At 72.0% G+C, this 22,639-nt stretch carries 15 protein-coding genes; 8 read left to right on the top strand and 7 right to left on the bottom strand.

All coding sequences use genetic code 11. The features are described 5' to 3' along the window. Positions 1-47 precede the first annotated feature (47 nt). Positions 48-842, bottom strand: a complete 795-nt coding sequence (locus tag IEY79_RS10975) for a SigB/SigF/SigG family RNA polymerase sigma factor (RefSeq protein ID WP_189107210.1) — start codon at positions 840-842, stop codon at positions 48-50. 185 nt (positions 843-1,027) lie between these two features. After that, on the bottom strand, positions 1,028-2,437 hold the full coding sequence (locus IEY79_RS10980) for an NADP-dependent succinic semialdehyde dehydrogenase (RefSeq protein WP_189107211.1): 1,410 nt from the start codon (positions 2,435-2,437) through the stop codon (positions 1,028-1,030). Between the two features lie 162 nt (positions 2,438-2,599). Between IEY79_RS10980 and IEY79_RS10985 the strand changes: the two genes are divergently transcribed. From IEY79_RS10985 to IEY79_RS10995, 3 genes are all read left to right on the top strand, one after another. Then, positions 2,600-3,199: a class I SAM-dependent methyltransferase gene (locus IEY79_RS10985; RefSeq protein ID WP_189107212.1), complete on the top strand. Its 600-nt coding sequence runs from the start codon at positions 2,600-2,602 to the stop codon at positions 3,197-3,199. A 127-nt stretch (positions 3,200-3,326) separates the two neighbouring features. Next, positions 3,327-3,632, top strand: a complete 306-nt coding sequence (locus IEY79_RS10990; RefSeq protein WP_189107213.1) for a hypothetical protein — start codon at positions 3,327-3,329, stop codon at positions 3,630-3,632. Positions 3,633-3,744: 112 nt separating this feature from the next. After that, a complete protein-coding gene (locus tag IEY79_RS10995; RefSeq protein ID WP_189107214.1) occupies positions 3,745-4,677 on the top strand; it encodes a hypothetical protein in 933 nt (310 codons plus the stop codon). Between the two features lie 93 nt (positions 4,678-4,770). Here IEY79_RS10995 and IEY79_RS11000 read toward each other — a convergent pair whose 3' ends face one another. Both IEY79_RS11000 and IEY79_RS11005 read right to left on the bottom strand, forming a co-directional pair. Then, positions 4,771-4,953 carry a tail-anchor membrane protein gene (locus IEY79_RS11000; protein WP_189107215.1) on the bottom strand — a complete coding sequence of 61 codons (183 nt, stop codon included), beginning with the start codon at positions 4,951-4,953 and terminating at the stop codon, positions 4,771-4,773. A gap of 126 nt (positions 4,954-5,079) precedes the next feature. Further along, on the bottom strand, positions 5,080-6,159 hold the full coding sequence (locus IEY79_RS11005) for a fatty acid desaturase family protein (protein ID WP_189107216.1): 1,080 nt from the start codon (positions 6,157-6,159) through the stop codon (positions 5,080-5,082). Positions 6,160-6,380: 221 nt separating this feature from the next. Between IEY79_RS11005 and IEY79_RS11010 the strand changes: the two genes are divergently transcribed. The 5 genes from IEY79_RS11010 to IEY79_RS11030 all read left to right on the top strand — a co-directional run bounded on the left by IEY79_RS11010 (position 6,381) and on the right by IEY79_RS11030 (position 16,021). Next, positions 6,381-9,428: an SCO1167/SCO6262 family helicase gene (locus IEY79_RS11010; protein WP_189107217.1), complete on the top strand. Its 3,048-nt coding sequence runs from the start codon at positions 6,381-6,383 to the stop codon at positions 9,426-9,428. Beyond that, on the top strand, positions 9,425-10,759 hold the full coding sequence (locus IEY79_RS11015; RefSeq protein ID WP_189107218.1) for an SWF or SNF family helicase: 1,335 nt from the start codon (positions 9,425-9,427) through the stop codon (positions 10,757-10,759). Before IEY79_RS11010 ends, IEY79_RS11015 begins: the two co-directional genes overlap by 4 nt. 542 nt (positions 10,760-11,301) lie before the next feature. Beyond that, positions 11,302-12,771, top strand: coding sequence for an aldehyde dehydrogenase family protein (locus IEY79_RS11020; RefSeq protein WP_189107219.1), 1,470 nt, complete (start codon positions 11,302-11,304; stop codon positions 12,769-12,771). Continuing rightward, positions 12,768-14,414 carry an APC family permease gene (locus tag IEY79_RS11025; RefSeq protein ID WP_189107220.1) on the top strand — a complete coding sequence of 549 codons (1,647 nt, stop codon included), beginning with the start codon at positions 12,768-12,770 and terminating at the stop codon, positions 14,412-14,414. Before IEY79_RS11020 ends, IEY79_RS11025 begins: the two co-directional genes overlap by 4 nt. Positions 14,415-14,449: 35 nt before the next feature. Next, positions 14,450-16,021, top strand: coding sequence for a GMC family oxidoreductase (locus IEY79_RS11030; RefSeq protein WP_189107221.1), 1,572 nt, complete (start codon positions 14,450-14,452; stop codon positions 16,019-16,021). Positions 16,022-16,067: 46 nt separating this feature from the next. Here IEY79_RS11030 and IEY79_RS11035 read toward each other — a convergent pair whose 3' ends face one another. The 3 genes from IEY79_RS11035 to IEY79_RS11045 all read right to left on the bottom strand — a co-directional run bounded on the left by IEY79_RS11035 (position 16,068) and on the right by IEY79_RS11045 (position 22,533). Next, the gene (locus tag IEY79_RS11035) at positions 16,068-17,216 is read right to left on the bottom strand and encodes an ROK family transcriptional regulator (RefSeq protein ID WP_189107222.1); all 1,149 of its coding nucleotides are present in this window, start codon (positions 17,214-17,216) and stop codon (positions 16,068-16,070) included. Positions 17,217-17,426: 210 nt separating this feature from the next. Continuing rightward, a complete protein-coding gene (locus IEY79_RS11040) occupies positions 17,427-20,546 on the bottom strand; it encodes an alpha-mannosidase (protein WP_189107223.1) in 3,120 nt (1,039 codons plus the stop codon). Continuing rightward, the gene (locus IEY79_RS11045) at positions 20,539-22,533 is read right to left on the bottom strand and encodes a DUF2264 domain-containing protein (protein ID WP_189107224.1); all 1,995 of its coding nucleotides are present in this window, start codon (positions 22,531-22,533) and stop codon (positions 20,539-20,541) included. Before IEY79_RS11045 ends, IEY79_RS11040 begins: the two co-directional genes overlap by 8 nt. Positions 22,534-22,639: the final 106 nt, after the last annotated feature.

Here is a 22,639-nt window from a genome sequence, read left to right on the forward strand (position 1 = left end):
GATGACCTGGGCGCGGCCCACGGGCCGCGCGCCACCCCGTCACCGGCCTACGCGGCGTCCCGCATCACATCCCTGCGGATGCGGGCGCACGAGTCGTTGATCAGCCGCGAGACATGCATCTGCGAGATGCCCAGATCCTCGGCGATGCTGCTCTGCGTCATCCCGCGGAAGAACCTCAGATAGAGGATCCTCTTCTCCCGGTCGGGAAGCCGGCGCAGCCGCGGCTTGACCGACTCGCGGTCTATCACCCTGTCCAGCGCCTCGTCCCAGGCGCCGAGGGAGTCACCGAGGGTGGGGCCCTCCTCCGGGGAGGACAGGCTCGCGTCGAGCGACAGCACGCTGAAACAGTCCATCGCCTCGACGCCCGTGACCACGTCGTCCTCGGTCATTCCCGAGTGCAGGGCGATCTCCTCGACCGTCGGCGCCAGCATCCCGTACCGCTGGGCCAGTTCGTCGCGGGCGTCACGCACACGGCCCCGCAACTCCTGCACACGCCGGGGCACATGGACGGACCAGAGCCGGTCGCGGAAGTGCCGCTTGAGCTCGCCGGTGATCGTGGGCACGGCGAAGCTCTCGAACGCGGTGCCGCGGTGCGGGTCGTACCGCTCCACGGCCTTCACCAGTCCGATCGCCGCGACCTGCCGCAGATCCTCCAGCGCTTCACCCCGGTGCCTGAACCGGCCGGCCAGCCGGTCGGCCATCGGAAGCCAGGCGCACACGATCTCCCCGCGCGTCCGGTGCTTCTCGGGCCCGTCCGGCAGCCGGGCGGCCCGCTCGAAGGCCTCGGAGGTGTCGGGGACGTCCTCGTGCCGCACCCGGTAGGCCATCACCCGAGGGGTCATGATGCTCTTCAGCTCCTCGCTCGACGCGGCCGTCGTCGCCCGGGGAGCGCACGGCCGGCAGCCGGGCGACGCCCGGAGCGGCACGCCGCTCCACGGACGTGCCTCCTGTCCGAAGCACGAACTGCGTGTGCCCTTGAACACCCCGGGCAAACAGGGGGTGTTCAAGGGCACAGCCGGTCGGCCCCTCAGCCGTTGCCGTCCGGTTCGGCACCGTGCCAGACGGTCGTGACGTTGCAGAATTCGCGGATCCCGTGTGCCGACAACTCCCTCCCGTAGCCGGAGCGCTTGACGCCGCCGAAGGGGAGCGCGGGGTGGGAGGCGGTCATCCCGTTGAAGAAGACACCGCCGGCCTGGAGATCGCGCACGAAGCGCCGCGCTTCCTGGTCGTCGCGCGTCCACACGTTGGAACTCAGCCCGAACGGTGTGTCGTTGGCGACGCCCACCGCTTCGTCGAGATCGGCCACGCGGTACATGGTGGCCACCGGGCCGAAGGCCTCCTCGTGGTGGATGCGCATGTCGGCGGAGACGTCCGTAAGGACGGTGGGTTCGTAGTACCAGCCGCGGTCGAGCCCGTCCGGACGCCGCCCTCCGCAGCGGGCCATGGCGCCACGGTTGACCGCGTCGTCCACCAGTTCCTCCAGATCCGCGCGGCCCTGTTCGCTGGAGAGCGGGCCGACGTCCGTGGACTCGTCCATGGGGTCACCGACCCTCAGCCTCCGCATCCCGGCGACGAAGCGTTCACCGAACGCGTCGTAGACATCGGCGTGCACGATGAAGCGCTTGGCCGCGATACAGGACTGCCCGTTGTTCTGCACCCGGGCGGTCACCGCGACCCGCGCGGCCCGGTCGATGTCCGCCGACGGCATCACGATGTACGGGTCGCTGCCGCCGAGTTCGAGTACGGTCCGCTTCACCTCGTCGCCCGCGACGGCCGCGACGGAACGCCCCGCGGGCTCGCTGCCCGTCAGGGTCGCCGCCGCCACCCGGCGGTCGCGCAGGATGCCCTCGACCGCGCCGGACCCCACGAGCAGCGTCTGGAAGCAGCCCTCGGGGAAACCCGCCCTCCTGAAGAGGTCGCCCAGATACAGCGCGGTCTGGGGGACGTTCGACGCGTGCTTGAGCAGACCGACGTTGCCCGCCATCAGGGCGGGCGCGGCGAACCGTACGACCTGCCAGAGCGGGAAGTTCCACGGCATGACCGCCAGCACGACGCCCAGCGGGCGGTAGCGCAGGTACGCGCGCGCGGCGCCCGAGTCCTTCACGTCGGCGTCCGACGGGTGTTCGTCGGCGAGCAGTTCACTCGCGTGCCGTGCGTACCAGCGCATCGACTTGGCGCACTTCGCCGCCTCCGCGCGTGCGGCGACGATCGGTTTGCCCATCTCGGTGGTCATGGTGCGGGCGATCTCGTCCTGATCCTCCTCAAGGAGGTCGGCCGCCCGGTTCAGCATCGTGGCCCGGTGGCCGAAGTCCGTGAGGCGATACCGGTCGAAGACGGTGGCAGCCGTGGCCAGCCGCCGCTCGATCTCGTCGGACCCCATGGCGTCGAACGTCTTGAGGGTCTCGCCGGTGGCGGGATCGACCGTGGCGATGGGCATGGGACAGTCCTCCTCTGACTCGGTTTCTCCGACACTCGCGTGGTACGGGCGGCCCCGCAACGCGGGGCGCGGGGCCGTCCGGGTACCCGGGGCGCGCATGGGTACGCCTCGCCCCCACGGCGGGCGGGGCGAGGGCGACAGGTGGCGGGGGATCATGTCCCCATGGGCCATGACCACACGCACGTACAGGAATTCTTCGGCGCCCGCGCGGCGGACTGGGACGCGCGCTTCCCCGACGACGGCCCGGCCTACGCCGCCGCGGCGGCCGGGATGGGCCTGCGTCCCGGTGACAGCGTCCTGGACGCGGGCTGCGGCACCGGGAGGGCGCTGACGGCCCTGCGCGACGTCGTGGGGCCACGGGGCACGGTGCTGGGTGCCGATCTCACCCCCGAGATGCTCGCGGCGGCCGTACGGAGCGGTCGCGACGCGGCCGGCGTCCTGCTGCGCGCGGACGTGGCGCGCCTGCCGCTGCGCGCGCACTCCCTCGACGCGGTCTTCGCCGCGGGACTGATCGCGCATCTGCCCGAGCCGGCGACGGATCTGCGGGAGCTGGCGAGGGTCGTACGGCCTGGTGGCCGTCTGGCGCTCTTCCACCCGATCGGACGCGCCGCGCTGGCCGCCCGGCAGGGGCGGCAGCTCACACCGGACGACCTGCGGGCCGAGGGCATGCTGCGTCCCCTGCTCGCCGGGGCCGGCTGGCGGCTGGTCTCGTACGTGGACGAGGACGCCCGCTTCCTCGCGCTCGCCGTACGCGAGGACTGAGCCGGCCGGGACACCCGCGTCGGCCGCGTACCCCGGACGGCCGCGCCGAGTGCACCGTCGCGTGAACGGGTATCCAACCTTGGTAGAAGGCGGGGGACCCGAGGGATGCGCGAAAGGTGGACGGACCATGTTCGACAAGCTGCGTCGGCTGCTCGTACCGAGCCGGACCGCCACACCGGTCACCGAGCCTGGCGCGTCCCCCCGTACCCGGACGCGGCAGCCCAATCTGTTCGAGGCGGCAGCCTCCTACGTGGCGGCGACCGCAGACGACGACCAGGACCGGATGGACGAGGCGTCCGGCTGGGTCTCCCCGGAGGCGCTGTCCTTCGGCGTCAGCGAGCTGGCGTGCCGTGCGGTGATAGCGCTGGCGCGTGAGCGGGACGAGTCGCCCGAGAAGGTGGCACGCAGCCTCCTGGGGCTGCCCGCCGTGTGACGGAGGGGTCCGACGCGCGCGGGTGACCTCCGACCTCTCGACGGCCGGGCGGCCGACTGGCTAAGGTGCGCCGACGACTGATCGGACACGACCGTTCGGATGGGTAGGTGCCGTGACAGGTACGGACGAATCCGCCGATGAGGACGCGCTGTTTGTGCTGTCGGCCGTGCTGCTGACACCGGCGCAGTTCCCCAGCGTGCTCGGCGACGACTTCCCCGAGGCGTGCGCGGCTCTCGGGCTGGAGCCGTACGACCGCGGATACGGTCTGGTGCTCGGCCAGGACGGCGGCGGCGCGCGCTGGACCGTGGCCGTCGACGACGTGTCGCTGGTGGCCGTCGCCATCGCCGCGTGGGACTGCGGCATGGAATACGACCTGTCCCCCGACGAACGCACGGTGGTCGCGGCGCTTCCGGGCTGGCCGCTGGCCCTCTCCGTCGCGGCGCCGGGCATCCCCGCGCCGCACGACCCCGATCCGGAGCCGGGAGTGGACGACGACGGGGCAAGACCGCTCGCGCCGCCGGACACGACGAGCTGGGGGGCGGCCCAGCGCCGTCTGGGCGCGGACGAGATCGCGCTTCAGTGGGAAGCCTGGCGCGAACAGTTCGACTCCGAGGACGAGCGGCATCGGGCGGACGCGGCTGCCGACGCGGCCGCGGACGCCGACGCGCGTACGGATTCCGTCAAGGACGGAGACGGCGACGCGGGCGAGCCCGCCGAGGAGAAGACCGAATCGGCGACCACGCGGGACGGCGGGGAACTCGACGGCACGGATGCTCTCCACGACGGGGTACGGCGTGTCCTGAAGGAGCTGCGCGGCTACCTGGAGTCATCGCCTCCGCCGGGCCGGATCCGCTCCGGCTTCGCGCCCGCCGGCGCCCGCATGCTGCGGGCCGACGGCCCGGGCTGGTCCCTCGTCGCCAGGACCGACGACATCGCCTACATCCTGCTCGACGACGAACCGAACGAGGTGCTGCCGGTCGGCCGCGGGCCAGAGCTGCCGAAGCTCCTCGAAGCGCTCGACAGGATCGCTGTTCGCCCGTCCTGACCGTCCCGGCGCCTCACAAGGCCCCCGTACCGCCGCGGGACCGCAACCGGGTCCGGTATGTGTACGGGGGCTGTGCCGCGGGTCAGCGCGGGGTCAGCGGCCGATCTCCTTGCGCGTTATGCGCTTGAGCCGACGGCGCTGCGACGGGTCGAGCATCAGATAGGCCACGGCGGGCACGCCGAGCACCACCAGCAGCGACATCCAGAATCCGATGAATGGGATCAGGAGAAGACCGACGGCCACTCCCCCGACAGCGATCTTTGCCCTACTCGACATTTTCGACGCCTCCTTCGCGGCCGAAGCCGCTCACTGCAGATAGAACGCTCGCGAACGTCCGCCAGTTCCACTATGCGGTCTCCGCGTGTCCGATGCGCCGGTGAGCGGCGATCCGTACCGCGGGGGTCAGGCAGCGGCGCGCAGCGGGGCGCCGACCTCGTGCAGGTGTCCGAGTGCCTGCCGGTACGAGTCGACCAGGCCCGTCTCCACGTAGGTGACGCCCATCTCGTCGCAGTACGCGCGGACCACCGGCTGGGCGAGCCGCAGGTGCGGACGGGGCATGCTCGGGAAGAGGTGGTGCTCGACCTGGTAGTTCAGACCGCCCAGGAACCAGTCGGTGAAGAACCCGCCCCGGATGTTGCGGGAGGTGAGGACCTGCCGGCGCAGATGTCCCCAGCTCGCGAACTCCTCCTCGGTCGGGATCTTCATGCCCTTGTGGTTCGGCGCGAAGGCCATGCCCAGGTGGAGGCCGTAGATCATCTGGTGGATCAGGAGGAAGACGACGGCCTGGCCGACGCTGAGCGTCGTGAAGAGGAGCGCGAGGTAGGCGACGACGTGGATCACGAGCAGCGAGCCTTCGAGGAGGCGCTCGCGCGGGGTCTGGCGCTTGGTGGTGCGGGAGAAGACGGACTGGAATCCGTACACCTTGAGGGCGATGCCCTCCAGGGTGGTCAGCGGGAAGAACATCACGGCCTGGTGGCGGGTGAGCCAGCGGCGGAAACCCTTGCGGCCTCCGGTCTGGTGCTGCGCGAAGACGAGGATGTCGGCGCCGACGTCCGGGTCCTTCTCCAGGTGGTTCGGGTTGGCGTGGTGCCGGTTGTGCTTGTCGTTCCACCAGTCCTGGCTCATTCCGAGCAGAAGATTGGCGTGGAAAAGCTGTACGGCGCGGTTCTTACCGCGCGTCGAGAATATCTGGGCGTGGCCGGCGTCATGCGCGATGAACGACATCTGGGCCGACACGAGCGCCAGCGCCGGGGCCAGGAGCAGCGCCCACCAGGAGTCCCCGATCAGCACCAGGCCGGTCACGATCGCCGCGAGTTCGATCAGGTTGACGGCGATGTCACGGGCGTACCAGGCGGTCCGCCGTTCGAGGAGGCCCTGCTCCCTGACCGTCCGCAGAAGGGGCGCGAAGTCGCTGCCGCCTGTGCGGGCGGCCGCGGGGCCGGGGGTGGTGGTCTCCGCGACTTCTGCGGGGGCCTGGGGCATGTCGGTCTCCGGTCTGTAGGCCGACGATCGTGTAGATCGTTTAGGTGGAAAAATGGCAGGTCTGTGAGGCCGTTCGAGTGGCGCGGTTGAAGCTTGATCGCGCCGACCGGGAGAAAGCTACGCGGAGTTGGGCCTTCAAAGCCATGCGGCCAACACCCGGAGCGAATGGGGGGCTACTCCCGACCGAGGGGGTGGTGCTGCCTACACCCCGGAGGTGACCCATGATTCTTGTCACCGTCCGGGGCCGTCCGCGGGCGACCGCGGCGAGGTACCCTCGGCCGCCTCCACCTTCACTAGTCAAACTTGAGGAACGTATCATCGCCGTATACAGGCCCCCTGCGGCTACGCCCTCCCAGATCGCCGAACTCGCCCGCTGCGACGCGCTGTTCCTGCCCGCCGACCCGGCCAGAGCCGGCCGGATCGCCTTCTGGGACCCGGACGGCGCCGCTCTGCCCGACCGGCCCGTCGAGGAACTGACCGTCGTCGGCGACGACGTGCGCCCGCGTACCGTTCCGGCGCTGTCGCTGCCCGTACGGGACGCGCTGCCGGTGCTGACCCGCGCCAGGGCCGCCGCGCACGCGTCGCCCGCGGCGGCCTTCTGGGGCGCCGCGTCACTGCTGGCGCTGCAACTCGCCGCGCGTGGCAGGCTGTTGCCCGGCCTCTCGGCGGCCGGTCATGACGCCTGGCGGGCCGGACCCGTCGCCGCCGACGATCTGGAGCGCATCCGCGCGCTCGCGGCCTCGATGCCGCCCAGCGCGCACGCCGTACCGCTCGACGCGACGGCGACCGGCCCGCTCCTGCTCCCCGAGCCGGAACGGCTGCTGCGGCAGTTCCTCGACGCGGTCGCCGACGGTCTCGTACGCACGCCCGCCGCGCCGATCGCCGCCGGATCGCCCGCCTTCGCCGCGCCGGAGCCCCACAGGCTGCCCGAACTGCGCGGCTGGGCCGCCGACGTGGCCGCCGGGCACGACGCGGGCGTACGGCTGTCGCTCCGGGTCGAACTGCCCGGCCTGGCCGCCGTGCCGGACCACAACGCCGCCGACGGCTCCCCGGACGGGAACGCCCTCGGGTCGGCCACGGCGTTCCGCGCCGTCCTGCAGATGCACAGCGTCAGCGACCCCACGGTCGTCGCCGACGCGGGCGACGTGTGGGCCGGTACGGGGGCCGTGGACGGCTCGGGCGACGCTTTCGGCCCCCGGGCCCGGATGGACGCCCTGCTGGCCCTCAGGCGCGCCGCACGCGCCTGGCCGCCGCTGGCCCCGCTTCTGTCGGCCACGGTGCCCGACGCGATCGACCTCGCGGACGAGGAGGTCACCGAACTGCTCGGTGAGGCCTCCCGAGCACTGGCCGCCACCGGTGTCCAGGTGCACTGGCCGAAGGCGCTGGCGCGCAAGCTGACGGCGCGCGCCGTCATCGGCCCGTCCGGCGACACGCCGGGCGGAGCCACCGACGACGAGAACGACACGCGCGGGGGCGGAGCCTTCGGCCGGAGCGGTTCGGACCTGCCGTCCTTCCTGTCCGCAGACGCGCTGTTCGCCTTCAACTGGCGGTTCGCGCTGGGCGACCAGGAACTCACCCGCGCCGAACTGGACCGGCTCGCCGAGGCGACACGCCCGGTCGTGCGGCTGCGCGACCAGTGGGTCCTCATCGACCCCGAGGAGGCCAAACGCGCCCGGGAGAGCCAGGACCGCAAGCTCACGCCCGTCGACGCGCTCGGGGCAGTCCTGACCGGGTCCACCGAGGTGGACGGGCGCCGGGTCGAGGTACAGGCCTCGGGCTGGCTCGCGGCGCTGCGCGACCGGCTCGCCGACCCGGAGGGCACGGACCAGGAGATCGGCCAGCCGGCGGCCCTCACGGCGACACTGCGCGACTACCAGTTGCGCGGCCTCAACTGGCTGCACCGGATGACCTCGCTCGGTCTCGGCGGCTGTCTCGCCGACGACATGGGTCTCGGCAAGACGATCACGGTCATCGCCCTCCATCTGCACCGCCGGAGCGACGAGTCGGCGGCGGGTCCCACCCTGGTGGTCTGCCCGACGTCGCTGATGGGCAACTGGCAGCGCGAGATCGAGCGGTTCGCGCCCGGCACACCGGTGCGCCGCTTCCACGGCGCGTCGCGCAGCCTGGACGCCCTCCAGGACGGCGAGTTCGTGCTCACGACGTACGGCACGATGCGTCTGGACGCGCCGAAGCTCGCCGGCGCCGAGTGGGGCATGGTCGTCGCCGACGAGGCGCAGCACGTGAAGAATCCGTACTCGTCGACGGCCGGCCGGCTGCGCACGATCGGCGCCAAGGCCCGCGTCGCCCTCTCCGGCACTCCGGTGGAGAACAACCTCTCCGAGCTGTGGGCGATCCTCGACTGGACGACGCCGGGCCTCCTCGGCCGGCTCGCCACTTTCCGCACGCGCTACGCGCAGGCGGTGGAGGGCGGCGATCCGGGGGCGGCGGAGCGGCTGTCCGCGCTGGTACGGCCGTTCCTGCTGCGGCGGCGCAAGTCGGATCCGGGGATCGCGCCGGAGCTGCCGCCGAAGACCGAGACCGACCGGGCGGTGTCCCTCACCACGGAGCAGGCGGGACTGTACGAAGCCGTCGTACGCGAAACGCTCGCGGCGATCCAGGCGGCCGACGGCATGGAACGCCGTGGCCTCGTCATGAAGCTGCTCACGTCGCTCAAGCAGATCTGCAACCATCCCGCGCAGTTCCTCAAGGAGGACGACTCGCCGCGCATCGCGGGGCGTTCGGGGAAGGTCGAACTGCTCGACGAACTGCTCGACACGATCCTCGCGGAGGAGGCGAGCGTGCTCGTCTTCACCCAGTACGTACAGATGGCGCGGCTCCTCGAACAGCATCTGGCCGCGCGTGGCGTCCCGACGCAGTTCCTGCACGGCGGCACACCGGTGCAGCAGCGCGAAGCCATGGTGCGGCGGTTCCAGGAGGGTGAGGTCCCGGTGTTCCTGCTGTCGTTGAAGGCGGCGGGCACCGGTCTCAATCTGACTCGCGCGGAGCATGTCGTGCACTTCGACCGCTGGTGGAACCCGGCCGTCGAGGCGCAGGCGACGGACCGCGCGTACCGCATCGGCCAGAGCCGGCCGGTGCAGGTCCATCGCATGATCGCCGAGGGCACGATCGAGGACCGCATCGCCGACATGCTGGCACGCAAGCAGCACCTGGCGGACTCCGTCCTCGGCACCGGCGGCGAGGCGGCACTGACCGAACTGACCGACGACGAGCTCGCCGATCTGGTCGAGCTGCGAGGGAGTGCGCGATGACCGGAGCCGGCAGTGGTGGCGGCGGCGGTCGCGGTACGGACGGCGGGGACGAGCGCACCTTCGCCGCCCTGCCGCCCGCGGCGGGCCGTGCCTTCGCGGAGACCTGGTGGGGACGGGCGTGGCTGAAGGCGCTGGAGGACACCGCGCTCGACTCGCAGCAGCTCAAGAAGGGGCGCAGGCAGGCCCGTGAGGGGGCGGTCGGGGCGGTTTCGGTACGACCCGGGCGGATCACCGCCGTCGTACGGGACAGGGACGGCACGGCTCAGCGCAGCGACGTGCTGTTGCAGCAGCTCAGTGCCGAGGAGTGGGACCGGTTCCTGGACATGGCGGTGGAGCGCGCGGGCCATATCGCGGCGCTGCTGGACCGGGACATGCCGCCGCATCTTGTGGAGGACGCGGCGGGGGCGGGGGTCGAACTGCTGCCCGGCATAGGCGATCTGGAGCCGGAGTGCGCCTGCGACGCGTGGGATCTCTGCCCGCACACGGCAGCGCTGTGCTATCAGGTGGCGCGTCTGCTGGACAAGGATCCCTTCGTCCTCCTACTGATGCGGGGCCGGGGCGAGCGGCAGCTGCTCGACGAGTTGCAGGTGCGTTCGGCGCGGGCCGCGCGGACGCGCCAGACTCCCGCCGAGGGCGCGGACGGGGAGCTGTACGGAGCGACCACTGAGGAGCCGGAGGGCGTACGCGCGGACGAGGCGTTCGGGGCACGGAACATCCTTCCGCCGCTGCCGCCGCCCCCGCCGGTGCCGGAGGAGCCCGGCCTGCCGCCGTCCCTCGACACGGAGGCCGAGCCGCCGCCCGGGATCGACGCGGACGCCCTGGAGTTCCTGGCGGCCGACGCGGCGTCGCGCGCGCTGCGGCTGCTGAGAGAAGCGCTGTCCTCCGGGCACGAACGGCAGCCGCTCGACGTGGAGTTGACGCCCGGTCAGGACGCGGTCCGGCTGGCGGCCTCGTCCTGCGACCCTCTGATCGCGGTACGGCTCGCCGGGGGCACGGGCCGGCAGCGCGCCGAACTGGAACTGGCGGTGGACGCCTGGCGGCACGGCGGCACAGCCGCCCTCGCCGTGCTGGAGGACGAGTGGCACCCGGAACCCGAGGTGCTGGCGCGCGCGAAGGCGGACCTGGCGGAGGCCTGGGAGGGCGGCGAACGCCCGCAGCTGCGCGCGGGCGCGGCGGCCCGCTGGACCGTGGTGGGGGCGGACACTCAGCTCCGCTACGGCCGTGACGGCCGCTGGTGGCCGTACCGCAGGATCGGCTCCCGCTGGGCCCCCGCCGGCCCGCCGGCCCCCGACCCGGCGTCGGCACTGGCCGGAGTCGGGCCGGAGGCCTGAGGCGGGGCGTTGCGGGTGCGGTGGACGGATGCCGCACCCGGAACCCCGCGCCGGACCGAGGCCGCACGGCCCCCACTCGTCCGATACGACGACGGTGCGGGCGCCCGCGGGTGCCGCCGTTGTCGTGCGGACACCGGCGGGGTGCCGCACGACGACGGGACGGCCGCCCTTCCGAACCCGTGCGCCGGGCGCTGCCGCCCGCGTGTGCCGCCGTCTCCGTACCGACCTACCGACCTCGATTCGGTGCCGGTACGAACAAGGGGACGGCCGCCTCTTCCGAACCCGCGCCCTCCCGGGTGCGGAGCCGCCTCCTTACGGATGACGCGGCGCCGCCCCCGGTGACCACCCCGGACGGCGGCCGACCGCGGACCCCGCCCTCGGGCAGGCACGCCCGACACCCCCAAAGCGCCGGCCATGGCCCCCGGCAAACCCTCCGGTGTCTCCCGGAAGGCGGACACGGCCCAGGCTCCTTACTCTCTGTTGATAGAGCGCCACATTCCGCTCTCGCGGCACCCCGCTCGTCCGATCCCGAGGAGTCCGCCATGCCGGAGCTGTTCATCGGTGGCAAGTGGACCGCCGCCGCCGGCGGTCAGGTCCGCGAGATCCGCTGCCCGGCGGACGGCACACTCGTCGCCACGGTGGACGAGGCAGGCCCGAAGGACGCGGCCGCCGCGGTCGAGGCCGCCCGTGACGCCTTCGACCGTGGCCCCTGGCCGGGCACCCCGTCCGCCGATCGGGGCAGGCTGCTGCTGCGCGTGGCCGAGCTGCTGGAGCGGGACAAGGCCGCTTTCGCGCAGGCCGAGTCCCTGGACACGGGGAAGCGGCTCGTCGAGAGCGAGTACGACATGGACGACATCGCGAACTGTTTCCGCTACTTCGGCAACCTGACGGCCGCCGGCGGCACCGACCGGATCGTCCACACCGGCGACGCGGGCGTCGACAGCCGCGTCGTGCACGAACCGGTCGGCGTCTGCGCGCTGATCACCCCGTGGAACTATCCGCTCCTCCAGACCTCCTGGAAGGTGGCTCCCGCGCTCGGCGCCGGCAACACCTTCGTTCTCAAGCCGAGTGAGCTGACCCCCCACACGGCGATCATGCTGATGCGGCTGCTGACCGAGGCCGGGCTGCCCGACGGCGTGGCGAATCTCGTCCTCGGCGCCGGTGCCACGTCCGGCGCGCCGCTCACCGAGGACCCGCGTGTCGACATGGTGTCGTTCACCGGCGGGCTGGTCACGGGCCGCCGCATCATGGCGGCCGCCGCGCCCACGGTGAAGAAGGTCGCCCTGGAGCTCGGCGGCAAGAATCCCAACATCGTCTTCGCGGACGCCGACTTCGACAGCGCCGTCGACTACGCGCTGACGGCGGTGTTCCTGCACTCCGGGCAGGTCTGCTCGGCCGGCGCGCGGCTGCTGATCCAGGACGACGCTCACGACACGTTCGTGGACGAGCTGGTACGCCGCGCCAAAAGGATCCCGATGGGCGGCCCGTTCGACGAGCACGCCCGCACCGGGCCGCTGATCTCCTCGGCGCACCGCGACAAGGTCGAGGCGTACGTGGCGGCCGGGCTCGCCGAAGGCGCCGTACTGCGCTGCGGCGGAAAGCGCCCCACCGACCCGGAACTGCGCAACGGGTTCTTCTATCCGCCGACCGTGCTGGACGACTGCGCTCCGGGGATGTCGGTGGTGCGTGACGAGTCCTTCGGTCCCGTGCTCACGGTCGAGCGGTTCAGGGACGAGGACGAGGCGGTCGCGCTCGCCAACGACACCGTCTACGGCCTGACCGGGGCGGTCTGGTCGCAGGACGTGGGGCGCGGGCAGCGCGTGGCGTCGCGGCTGCGGGCGGGCACCGTCTGGATCAACGACTTCCACCCGTACGTGCCGCAGGCCGAATGGGGCGGGATGAAGCAGTCGGGCTTCGGGCGTGAGCTGGGGCCAGCCGGACTGGCCGAGTACCAGGAGGCCAAGCACGTGTGGCGCAATCTCTCCCCGACTCCTCAGGGGTGGTTCGAGTGAGTACGCCGGGTGCGCCCTCCGGTCCGGAACCGGACCCGACCGGGCCGGGCGGCGCGGACCCGTCACCTCCCGGGGGTCCGGAGCCCGCCGCCCGGACCCAGACCCAGGACGACGACGACGCGCTGGGCGCGCTCGGTTACCGGCCCGAGCTCAAGCGGACCCTCGGCAACTTCCACACCTTCGCGGCCGGCATCAGCTACATCTCGATCCTGACCGGCACCTTCCAGCTCTTCTTCTTCGGTGTCAGCTTCGGCGGCCCGGCCTACTGGTGGTCCTGGCCGATGGTCTTCGTCGGCCAGCTGATGGTGGCTCTGTGCTTCTGCGAGCTCGCCGCCCGCTACCCGGTCGCCGGCTCGATCTACAACTGGTCCAAGAACATGGGCGGTCCGCACGTCGGCTGGCTCGGCGGCTGGATGATGATGACCGCCACCATGGTGACGCTGTCGGCCGTGGCGCTGGCGTACCAGGTCACGCTGCCGCAGATCGACAGCACGTTCCAGTTCATCGGTGACGGCACCGGCAAGTACGACGACGCGGCCAACGCCGTGCTCCTCGGTTCGGTCCTCATCCTCTTCTCCACCGTCGTCAACGCCTTCGGCGTCAAACTCATGGCGCGGATCAACTCGGCCGGTGTCTTCATCGAGCTGATCGCCGCCGTCGCGCTGATCATCTTCCTGGCCGTCCACATCACCCGCGGCCCCCAGACCGTGCTGACAGACACCCAGGGACACGGGACCGGCGAGAGCCTCGGGTACTTCGGCGCGTTCCTCACCGCCTCGCTGGCCTCCGCGTACGTCATGTACGGCTTCGACACGGCCTCGTCGCTCGGCGAGGAGTCGCACAACCCGCGCCGCAACGCGCCGCGCGCGATCCTGCGCGCACTGGTCGCCTCCTTCCTCCTCGGCGGGCTGATCCTCCTGTTCGCCCTGCTGGCGGTGCCTGATCTGGGGTCCCAGCGGCTGTCGACCGACGGTCTCCAGTTCGTCGTCCTCAGCACGCTCGGGTCGACCATCGGCGAGATCTTCCTGTGGTGCGTGGTCATCGCGATCACTGTCTGCGTACTGGCGGTCCACGCGGCGGGCATCCGGCTGATGTTCGCCATGGCGCGGGACAACAACCTGCCGGCGGGATCGGTGCTCGCCCGGGTCAGCCCTCGTTTCCACACACCGGTCATCCCCGCCGTGCTGATCGGTGTCGTGGGCCTCGTGATCCTGGTCGTCAACATCAACCAGCCGCAGATCTTCTCGGTGATCACGAGCATCGCGATCATCATGATCTACGTGGCTTATCTGATGGTCACCGTCCCCATGCTGATCAGGCGGCTGCGCGGTAAGTGGCAGCCGATGGAGGGCAGTTTCTCGCTCGGGCGGTTCGGACTGCCCGTCAACATCCTCGCCGTCGTCTGGGGCGGCGCGATGTCGCTCAACCTGGCCTGGCCGCGCGCCGCGGTGTACAACGCGACCGGCCCGCAGCACTGGTATCTGCGCTGGGGCGCCTTCCTCTTCGTCGGCATCGTCGCGGGCGGCGGCTTCGCCTACTACTGGTTCGTTCAGCGGCGCAAGACGGGGGTCCTCGCCGAGCACCGCTTCCAGGCGTCCGACCCGACGACACCCGCCGAGCCTCCCCCCGAGCCCGCCGAGTAGCCGCCATCCCCCACAACCCTGCACCTGGAGAAGCGATGTCCACAGCACGCCCCGCGGCCGAGTTCGACTACGTCGTCGTCGGCGGTGGTACCGCCGGGGCCGTCGTCGCCGCGCGTCTGACCGAGGACCCCGGCGTCACCGTCTGCGTACTGGAGGCGGGTCCCTCGGACGTGGGCGACGACAACGTCCTGAAGCTCGAACGGTGGATGGAGCTGCTGGAGTCCGGTTACGACTGGGACTACCCGATCGAACCGCAGGAGAACGGGAACGACTTCATGCGGCACGCCCGCGCCAAGGTCCTCGGCGGCTGCTCCTCGCACAACTCGTGCATCGCCTTCTGGGCACCCGCGGAGGATCTCGACGAGTGGGGCACCCTCGGCTGCACCGGGTGGAGCGCCGCCGAGTGCTTCCCGCTCTACAAGCGGCTGGAGACCAACGACGCGCCCGGTGACCACCACGGCCGATCGGGCCCGGTGAACATCATGACGATCCCGCCCAACGACCCTTGCGGCACTGCCCTGTTGGAGGCGTGCGCGGCGGCGGGCATTCCCACCACACCGTTCAACACGGGTCGGACGGTGCTGCGCGGGGCCCACTGGTTCCAGATCAACTCGCGCCCGGACGGGACCCGTTCGTCGGCCTCGGTGTCGTATCTGCACCCGATCCTCGGCAGACGGCCGAATCTGGAGGTGCGCACCGGCCTCCAGGCGAAGCGGCTGCTGTTCGACGACACCACCGATCGGCGGCGCTGCACGGGCGTGGAGTATCTGCAACCGGACACGGTGCACAGCGGCGCCGTCGCGGCGCGCCGTGAGGTCGTGGTCTCCTGCGGGTCGATCGACTCGCCGAAGCTGCTCATGCTGTCGGGCATCGGTCCGGCCCGCCATCTGCGGGAGAGCGGTGTCGACGTACGGGTCGACTCCCCCGGAGTGGGGTCGCACCTCCAGGACCACCCGGAGGGTGTGATCATGTGGGAGGCGCGGCAGCCCATGGTCACCAGGTCCACGCAGTGGTGGGAGATCGGGATCTTCGCCGACACCGAACCGGGCCTGGACCGGCCGGACCTGATGTTCCACTACGGCTCGGTGCCCTTCGACATGAACACCTACCGGCGCGGCTACCCGACCTCCGACAACGCCTTCTGTCTGACGCCGAACGTCACGCGCGCCCGGTCGCTCGGCACCGTCCGGCTGCGTACGCGCGACTTCAGGGACAAGCCGAAGGTCGATCCGCGCTACTTCACCCACGAGCACGACATCCGGGTGATGACGTACGGCCTGCGGCTGGCCCGCGAGATCGCGGCGCAGGAGCCCCTCACGGAGTGGAAGGGGCAGGAGCTGGCGCCGGGGCCGGACGCCCTGTCCGACGAGGAGCTGCTGGAGTACATCCGTAAGACGCACAACACCGTGTACCACCCGGCCGGCACGGTGCGGATGGGGGCGGTGGACGACGCCGACTCGCCGCTCGACCCTCAGTTGCGGGTGAAGGGGGTGACCGGGCTGAGGGTGGCGGACGCGTCCGTGATGCCGTTCCTGCCGTCGGTCAATCCGTGCATCACGACGATGATGATCGGCGAGAAGTGCGCGGACATGATCAGGGCGAGCTGACCGGTGCGGCCCACGGCCACCGCGGGCCCTTCGGACCGCCCCGCTGTCACCCCAGCAGCAGAGACCTGGGCTGGGCGGAGAGTGCCTGGTCGAGGACGAGGGAAGCGGCTCCCACGGCCGCCACGTTCTCGCCGAGCGTGGTGGTGACGACCGTCGTCGGGTGGGTGGCCCTGACGAACGGGGACCGCGCGACCATCGGTTCGATGGTCGCGAGAAGACGGTGCGCGAGCAGGAGCCATGTCGGGCCGCCGAAGACGATCGTGTCGACGTCCAGGAGTGTCCCCGCGGCGCAGACTCCGCGGCCGATGCGGATGGCGAGGCGCTCGATGATGCCGTCCGCCTGTGCGTCCCCCTCGGCGGCGAGCGCAGCCAGCCGCTCCAGACCACGCTGGGCGTCGGCCGGATCCAGCACGGTGTACTCGGCGCCGAGAACGCCCAGCGCGATGGCCTCGTCGACGAGTGTCCGCGTGGAGCAGGCCGCGCCGAGCCCGCCGACCTCGCCCGCGTTCCCGGAGACGCCGCGCAGCACGGTGTCCTCGACGACCAGCCCCATCCCGGAGCCGGTGCCGAGATAGAAGAAGAGCAGGTTGCGGCTCTCGGTGGCCGCCCCGGCCCAGCGCTCCGCGACGACGGCGGCCGTGACGTCCTTGTCGAGGAGAGCGGGAAGTCCGGTCGCCTCGCTGAGCCGGTCGCGCAGCGGATAGCGTCCCCAGCCGGGCAGCTCCGGCGGGTCGACCACCCAGCCGGCGGACGCGTCTATCGGCCCCGGCGCGGCGATGCCCAGGCCCAGGACCCGTTCGTCTTCGATCCCCGACTCGGCCACCAGCGAGCGCACCGAGGCGGCCATGTCCGCGACGGTCCCGTCGGTGTCGCCGCCACTGGGGGTGCGCTTGCTGCGATGGCCCACGACCGTGCCGAGGAGGTCCACCAGAACGCAGGTGATCACGGCGGGGTCGAGGTGGACTCCCACGGCGTAGCGCGACGTCGGGACGATTTCGAGCAGCGTGCGGGGTTTGCCGCTGCCGGTGTTCTGCTTTCCGGACTCGCGGGCCACGCCCTGGTCGAGCAGCCGGCGTGTGATGTTCGAGACCGTTTGCGCGGACAGGCCGGTGGCCTGCGCCAGTTCGACCCGGCTCAGGCCCGCCGGGTGCCGGCGAATGGCATCCAGGATCACGGACTCGTTGAAGTCCCCCATGCGCGGCAGGTTGGTGCCGCGCCGGATCGTGCGCTTCTCAGGTCTCCCCGTGTCGGGGGGTCTCACCGTGTTGGTGGTCAACGTTCCTCTCCCAGCCTCGGGCGGCGGCGGTTCCGCGCCGCCGCCGCCCGAAGGCAACAGATCGATGGAAAATGGTACGACGCGGGCGGTGCGCCGGACGCGTCGCGCTCAACCTCCCGGCGAATCAGGTCATGTGGTCAGTTCGACGGCGGGGCGCAGACGCAGGGTGCGGATCTGGAAGGGCCGGAATCCGAGGTCCACGGAATCCTCGCCCGCCACACGCGCCACCTCCTGGTCCGGCCGGGCCGGCTCCCGATACGGCCGCTCCAGCAGGTCGCAGTCGTGGGCGGTGGCGAGGGGGAAGCCCGCGGACAGGCGCGCCGAGACCGCTCCGCCGCACGCTTCGTACAGTCGTACGACGATGTCGCCACCGCGGTCGTCCGCGAGCTTCACCGACTCCACGACCACATCCGTGGTGTCGATCTCGACCAGGGCCCGGGCCAGCGCCGGGGCCGGCCGGAGAGGCAGGTTCAGCGCGTAGCCTCCGGCGATGGACTCCTCGATCCCCGCCCCGGCCAGCAGCGCGTAGCTGAAGCTGTGCCTGCCTCGGTCGGCCCCCGGGTCGGGGCTGTGCGGGGACCGGAGCAGGGAGAGGCGGACCGTCGTGGTGGTGCCGCCGCTCTCCCGGGTGTCGCGGCGGACGTCGTGCCCGTAGGTGGAGTCGTTGAGCAGGGCGGCGCCCCAGTGCCGCTCGCCGACGTGCACCCAGCGGTGCGCCCACAGCTCGAAGCGTGCCGCGTCCCAGCTCGTGTTCTCGTGTGTGGGCCGCTGCACATGGCCGAACTGGATCTCGGCGCTCTCCCGTTCCGCGTGTACGTCCAGCGGCCAGGCCGCCTTCAGTACGGTGTCCCGCTCCTGCCAGTCGATGTCGTTTCGGACGGTCACCTGCCGGCTCTCGGCGACGACGTCGATGTGCTGGACGAAACGGGAGGATCCGTACGCGCGCTCGACCCGTACGGACGCCAGCAGCGGTCCTTCGTCCACGAGGGCCACCGACTCGGCCTCGTCCAGGTCGCGGACGGTGTCGCGGTAGTACGAGTCGATGTTCCACGCCGACCACAGGTTGGGGTCGTCGGGGTGGAGCTGGAGGAGGTTGCCCGCCGCGCCGGGAGCGATCGCCTCCCGCTTCGCGGCGTGGTCGTAGACGGAGGTGAGCAGGCCGCGCCGGTCCACGACGACGGTCAGCACACCGTTGTCGAGGACGAAACCGCCGTCCCGGGCCGTGGCGGTGACCGCTTCCCGGGGCGCGCCCGCGATGCCGCCGGAGGCGAGGGGCGCGACCTCGGCGAGGACCGCCGTACGGCCGTCCGACAGGCGCTGCCCGCCGGTGAACCCGCCGTCGGCGACGACGGTGACCTCACGGCGCGCGTACGGTCCGGCGTTGAGGAGCGCGGGGTCTCCGGGCAGCCGGCCGGCCGCGTCGGCGATCAGCGTCTCCAGTTCGGCGTGGATCTCCGCGTACTCACGCTCGGCCTGCCGGTGCACCCAGGCGATGGACGAGCCGGGCAGGATGTCGTGGAACTGGTTGAGCAGCACGCGCCGCCACAGCGATTCCAGACGCGCGTACGGGTAGGACGCGCCGGCCCGGACGGCGGCGGTGGCGGCCCAGAGTTCGGCCTCACGCAGCAGCGCTTCGCCACGCCGGTTGCCGCGCTTGGTGCGAGCCTGGCTGGTGTAGGTGCCGCGATGGTTCTCCAGATACAACTCGCCGCGCCACACGGGATGTTGGTCGCGCTCCGCCCGTGCGGCCGCGAAGAACGTGTCGGGCGCTTCGACGACGACCTTGGGCGAGCCTTCGAGATCACGCAGACGGCGGGCCTTCTCCAGCATCGAGCGCGTGGGACCGCCACCGCCGTCGCCGTGACCGAAGGGGACGAGCGAGCGGGTGGCCGGCCCCTTCTCGGCGAAGTTGCTCTCGGCGTGGGCGAGTTCGCGTGCCGTGAGGGAGGCGTTGTAGCTGTCGACGGGCGGGAAGTGGGTGAAGATCCGGGTGCCGTCGATGCCCTCCCAGTCGAAGGTGTGGTGCGGCAGCTTGTTCGTCTCGTTCCAGGACAGCTTCTGGGTGAGGAACCACTCGGCGCCCGCCAGCCTGGCGAGTTGGGGGTACGCGGCGGTGTAGCCGAACGAGTCGGGCAGCCACACGCCCCGCTGCTCGACACCGAACTCCTCGGCGAAGAAGCGCCGTCCGTAGACGAGTTGGCGGGCCAGGGCCTCACCGCCGGGCAGATTGCCGTCGGCCTCGACCCACATGCCGCCGACCGGGGCCCAATTGCCGTCGGCAGCCGCCTTCTTCATACGGGCGAAGATCTCCGGGCGCTGTTCCTTCATCCACGCGTACTGCTGTGCCGAGGAGCAGGCGAAGACCAGCTCGGGGTACTCCCCCGCCAGCGTGGTCATGTTGGTGAACGTACGCGCGCACTTGCGCACGGTCTCGCGGACCGGCCACAGCCAGGCCGAGTCGATGTGGGCGTGGCCGAGGGCGGCGACCGTGTGCGCCGAGGCGTGCGCGGGCCGGGACAGCACATCGGCGAGCCGGCTCCGGGCCTCGGCCGCGGTGTTCGCCACATCGCTCGGTACGACCGCGTCGGCGGCGCGGCGCAGGGCGTAGAGGATCTCGTGGCGCCGCGAGGAGCCGACAGGCAGCTCGTGCATCAGCTCGTCGAGCACCTCGATGTCGTGGATGAGGTGCCATATGTCCTCCTCGCGCACCGCGATCTCGGCCTGTGCGAGCCGGTAGATGTGCTCGGTGCCCGCGGTCTCGGGGGAGCCGTGGTGGATGTGGAGGCCGGCGCTGGCGACGATGGGCGGGTTGGCGGCCAGCTCGATCAGCAGGTCGACCGGGTCGCCGCCGGTGGCGGATTCGGCGAGCAGCACCGTACGGCTGTAGGGGTGCAGGCCCTGAAGAGGGGCGCCCCGGGCGTCGTGGACGAGGCCCTCCGCCTGCCCGCCGGGCCCTTTCGTCAGATCGAACCCGAGGTCGAAGACGGCCTCGACGCGGCGGCCCGACCACTCCTCCGGTATCTCGGCGCACGCCCGCATCCAGGTGGTCGCCCAGGGCCCGCCCCAGGTGGAGCCGAGCGCGAAGGGTTCGTAGTCGGCGCGCAGGGCGTCGGCCACGGGGACGGGTTCGCCGTCGACGTGCCAGGCGCTCAAGGCCAGGGGACGGGCCGTGCTGTAGAGCGCGGGGCGGATCACCCGGTCGAGGAGCTTTCGGATCCGGGTCTCGATGATCCGGCGGTCGTCATGCACGGTGCTGGTCCTTCCGGGGGCCGTACGCGGCGGGGTGCTCGTCGGGGTCGGGAGCGGGGAGCCGGACGGTGTCGTGTGCGCCGTCCGGCCAGGTCACCTCGACGAGCAGGGTGGTGTCCTCGGCGCGGGTGGTGACCTGGGGCAGGACGGCGGGGTCGGCGCCGCCGAGGTGGACGAGGGCGATGTGGGCGGTGCCGTGGGCGACGTGGCCCTCGGTCTGGACCACGGGGGTGGCGGAGGCGGCGCCGATGGCATTGCTGCCGGTGCCGGCCACGACGGAGGGACGGGGCAGTCGGTGCGCGCCGACCACGACGGAGACCAGTCCGCCGGCGCCCTCGACCCGGGCCTTGTCGCCGTCGACCGCACGGGGCTCCGGCGCCGACCGCGGGTCGGTCGCGAGCGCCCAGCCGCCGATGCGCAGCACGTGCCCGGCCCCGGGGTCACCGTCGACGCGTACGGCCCGTACCTCGACCGGCCCCCGCAACGCGGAGCCGACGGTGATCCAGGGGCCGGGCGTGTAGCGGGTGTCGGGGCCGCCGAACGGGTCCCATGTCGCGTCCTCGGGCCAGTGCGCGCGCGAACGCGACACGGCGGTGGCACCGTCCACGGAGATCCTGGTCGCCGGCCGCCGGTGCGAGGCGCGTCCCGCCGCGTCGAGCAGGACGACCGCGTTGTCGAGCGGCTCGGCGTCGGCGCAGGCGCCCGGCCCCGCGGTGGGGTCGCCGGGGGTCTCGGGTGCGGTGTGCGTCGAGTAGGCGAAGCGGGCGTAGCAGGGGTCGTCCGCGTGGGGCCGGGCCGGGTCGGCGTGGTCACCGCCGTGGTTGACGACACGTACGACACCGTCGGACGCGGTGCCGGACACGAGCCAGCCGGGCGCGGTGAGCGTACGGGTGAAGTCGCCCTGTTCGACGCCGAGTCGGTGCTCCTCCTCGGTCCACACCGGGTGCCGGGGCGGCAGTGCGAGGCCGATGAATCCCTTGCTCGCCCAGTACGGCGAGGCCGGCCCCGAGTAGACCTGGAGGATGCCGCGGTAGGGCCGGTGCCAGCCGAGGGTGAGCAGGTCCCCGGCGTCGGTGGCGCCGTGGGCGGTGAAGTGGTCGAGCATCCGGTTGGCGAGCCCCCGGGTCTCCCCCGGCGCCAGCGGTGTGGCATCGAACAGGGCGCCTGTCCACACCGGGGCGAGGGCGGCGTGCCGGTAGGTGAGGGAGCGCCCCTGGACGAGCGGCGAGCCGTTGGCCCCGACCAGGAGCCGCTGGTCGGCCAGGAAGCGGCGCAGCCGGTCCCGGTAGCGGTCGAGGAGCCCGCCGGGCGCGGCGTCGCCGAGGATGCGGCAGAACCAGAGCGGGTACAGGTGCATGGCCCAGCCGTTGTAGTGGTCGAAGTTGCGGTGTTCGCCGCCGGTGAGCCCGTCGGAGTACCAGCCGTCGCCCGCGTACCAGCCGTCGGTCAGCGCGATCACACGGTCGAGGTCCTGTTGTCGCCACTGCCCGCCGGCCGTGCGGGCGAAGGCCTCGGTGACGCCCTGGAACCAGATCCAGTTGTTGCCGGGCATCGGCTCGCCGACCATCGGGGCGAGCCAGTCGAGGACCCGGCCCCTGACCTTGTCGTCGAGGCGGTCCCAGATCCAGGGCCGCGTCTCGTGCAGCGCGAGCGCGACAGAGGCGGCTTCGACCTTGGCCTGGTCGCACTCGGCGAACGTGGGCCAGCGTTCCGGGTTGTCCGGGTCGGTGCCGGCGGCCAGGCCGGCCGCGTACCACCCGGCGAGATCGTGCGGGTCCGCTCCGCCGGCTCCCGCCAGCCGGAAGCCGGCCAGGAGGAAGGTACGGGCGAAGCCCTCCAGGCCGTCGCTGCGTACGCCGTTGTGGCTCGGGGTGCCGGGCAGCTGGATCAGGGCGTGCTCGCCGGTGGCGTACGGCCGGACGGCGAGCAGCAGCCGGTCCGCGGTCCGCTCCCAGTGGGCGCGGTCCTGCGCGGGGGTGCGTGTCATGAGGTGCGGGTCTCCCATGCCTCTTCGTACTCGGCGCGTATCCGGTCTCCGGCCTCCTCGCGCGGGTTCTTGCCGGCGTCGTCCCGCCCACCGAGGGGGACGCGGC

The sequence above is a fragment of the Streptomyces camponoticapitis genome (assembly GCF_014646115.1).
Taxonomy (GTDB): Bacteria; Actinomycetota; Actinomycetes; order Streptomycetales; family Streptomycetaceae; genus Streptomyces; species Streptomyces camponoticapitis.

What these genes read in the sequence shown, in the direction of transcription:
- IEY79_RS11010 (WP_189107217.1), top strand. Translation starts at nt 6,381, where the DNA reads ATGATTCTTGTCACCGTCCGGGGCCGTCCGCGGGCGACCGCGGCGAGG.
- IEY79_RS11000 (WP_189107215.1), bottom strand. Translation starts at nt 4,953, where the DNA reads ATGTCGAGTAGGGCAAAGATCGCTGTCGGGGGAGTGGCCGTCGGTCTT.
- IEY79_RS10975 (WP_189107210.1), bottom strand. Translation starts at nt 842, where the DNA reads ATGACCCCTCGGGTGATGGCCTACCGGGTGCGGCACGAGGACGTCCCC.
- IEY79_RS11035 (WP_189107222.1), bottom strand. Translation starts at nt 17,216, where the DNA reads ATGGGGGACTTCAACGAGTCCGTGATCCTGGATGCCATTCGCCGGCAC.
- IEY79_RS11020 (WP_189107219.1), top strand. Translation starts at nt 11,302, where the DNA reads ATGCCGGAGCTGTTCATCGGTGGCAAGTGGACCGCCGCCGCCGGCGGT.
- IEY79_RS11045 (WP_189107224.1), bottom strand. Translation starts at nt 22,533, where the DNA reads ATGACACGCACCCCCGCGCAGGACCGCGCCCACTGGGAGCGGACCGCG.
- IEY79_RS10980 (WP_189107211.1), bottom strand. Translation starts at nt 2,437, where the DNA reads ATGCCCATCGCCACGGTCGATCCCGCCACCGGCGAGACCCTCAAGACG.
- IEY79_RS11030 (WP_189107221.1), top strand. Translation starts at nt 14,450, where the DNA reads ATGTCCACAGCACGCCCCGCGGCCGAGTTCGACTACGTCGTCGTCGGC.
- IEY79_RS11005 (WP_189107216.1), bottom strand. Translation starts at nt 6,159, where the DNA reads ATGCCCCAGGCCCCCGCAGAAGTCGCGGAGACCACCACCCCCGGCCCC.
- IEY79_RS10990 (WP_189107213.1), top strand. Translation starts at nt 3,327, where the DNA reads ATGTTCGACAAGCTGCGTCGGCTGCTCGTACCGAGCCGGACCGCCACA.
- IEY79_RS11015 (WP_189107218.1), top strand. Translation starts at nt 9,425, where the DNA reads ATGACCGGAGCCGGCAGTGGTGGCGGCGGCGGTCGCGGTACGGACGGC.
- IEY79_RS10985 (WP_189107212.1), top strand. Translation starts at nt 2,600, where the DNA reads ATGGGCCATGACCACACGCACGTACAGGAATTCTTCGGCGCCCGCGCG.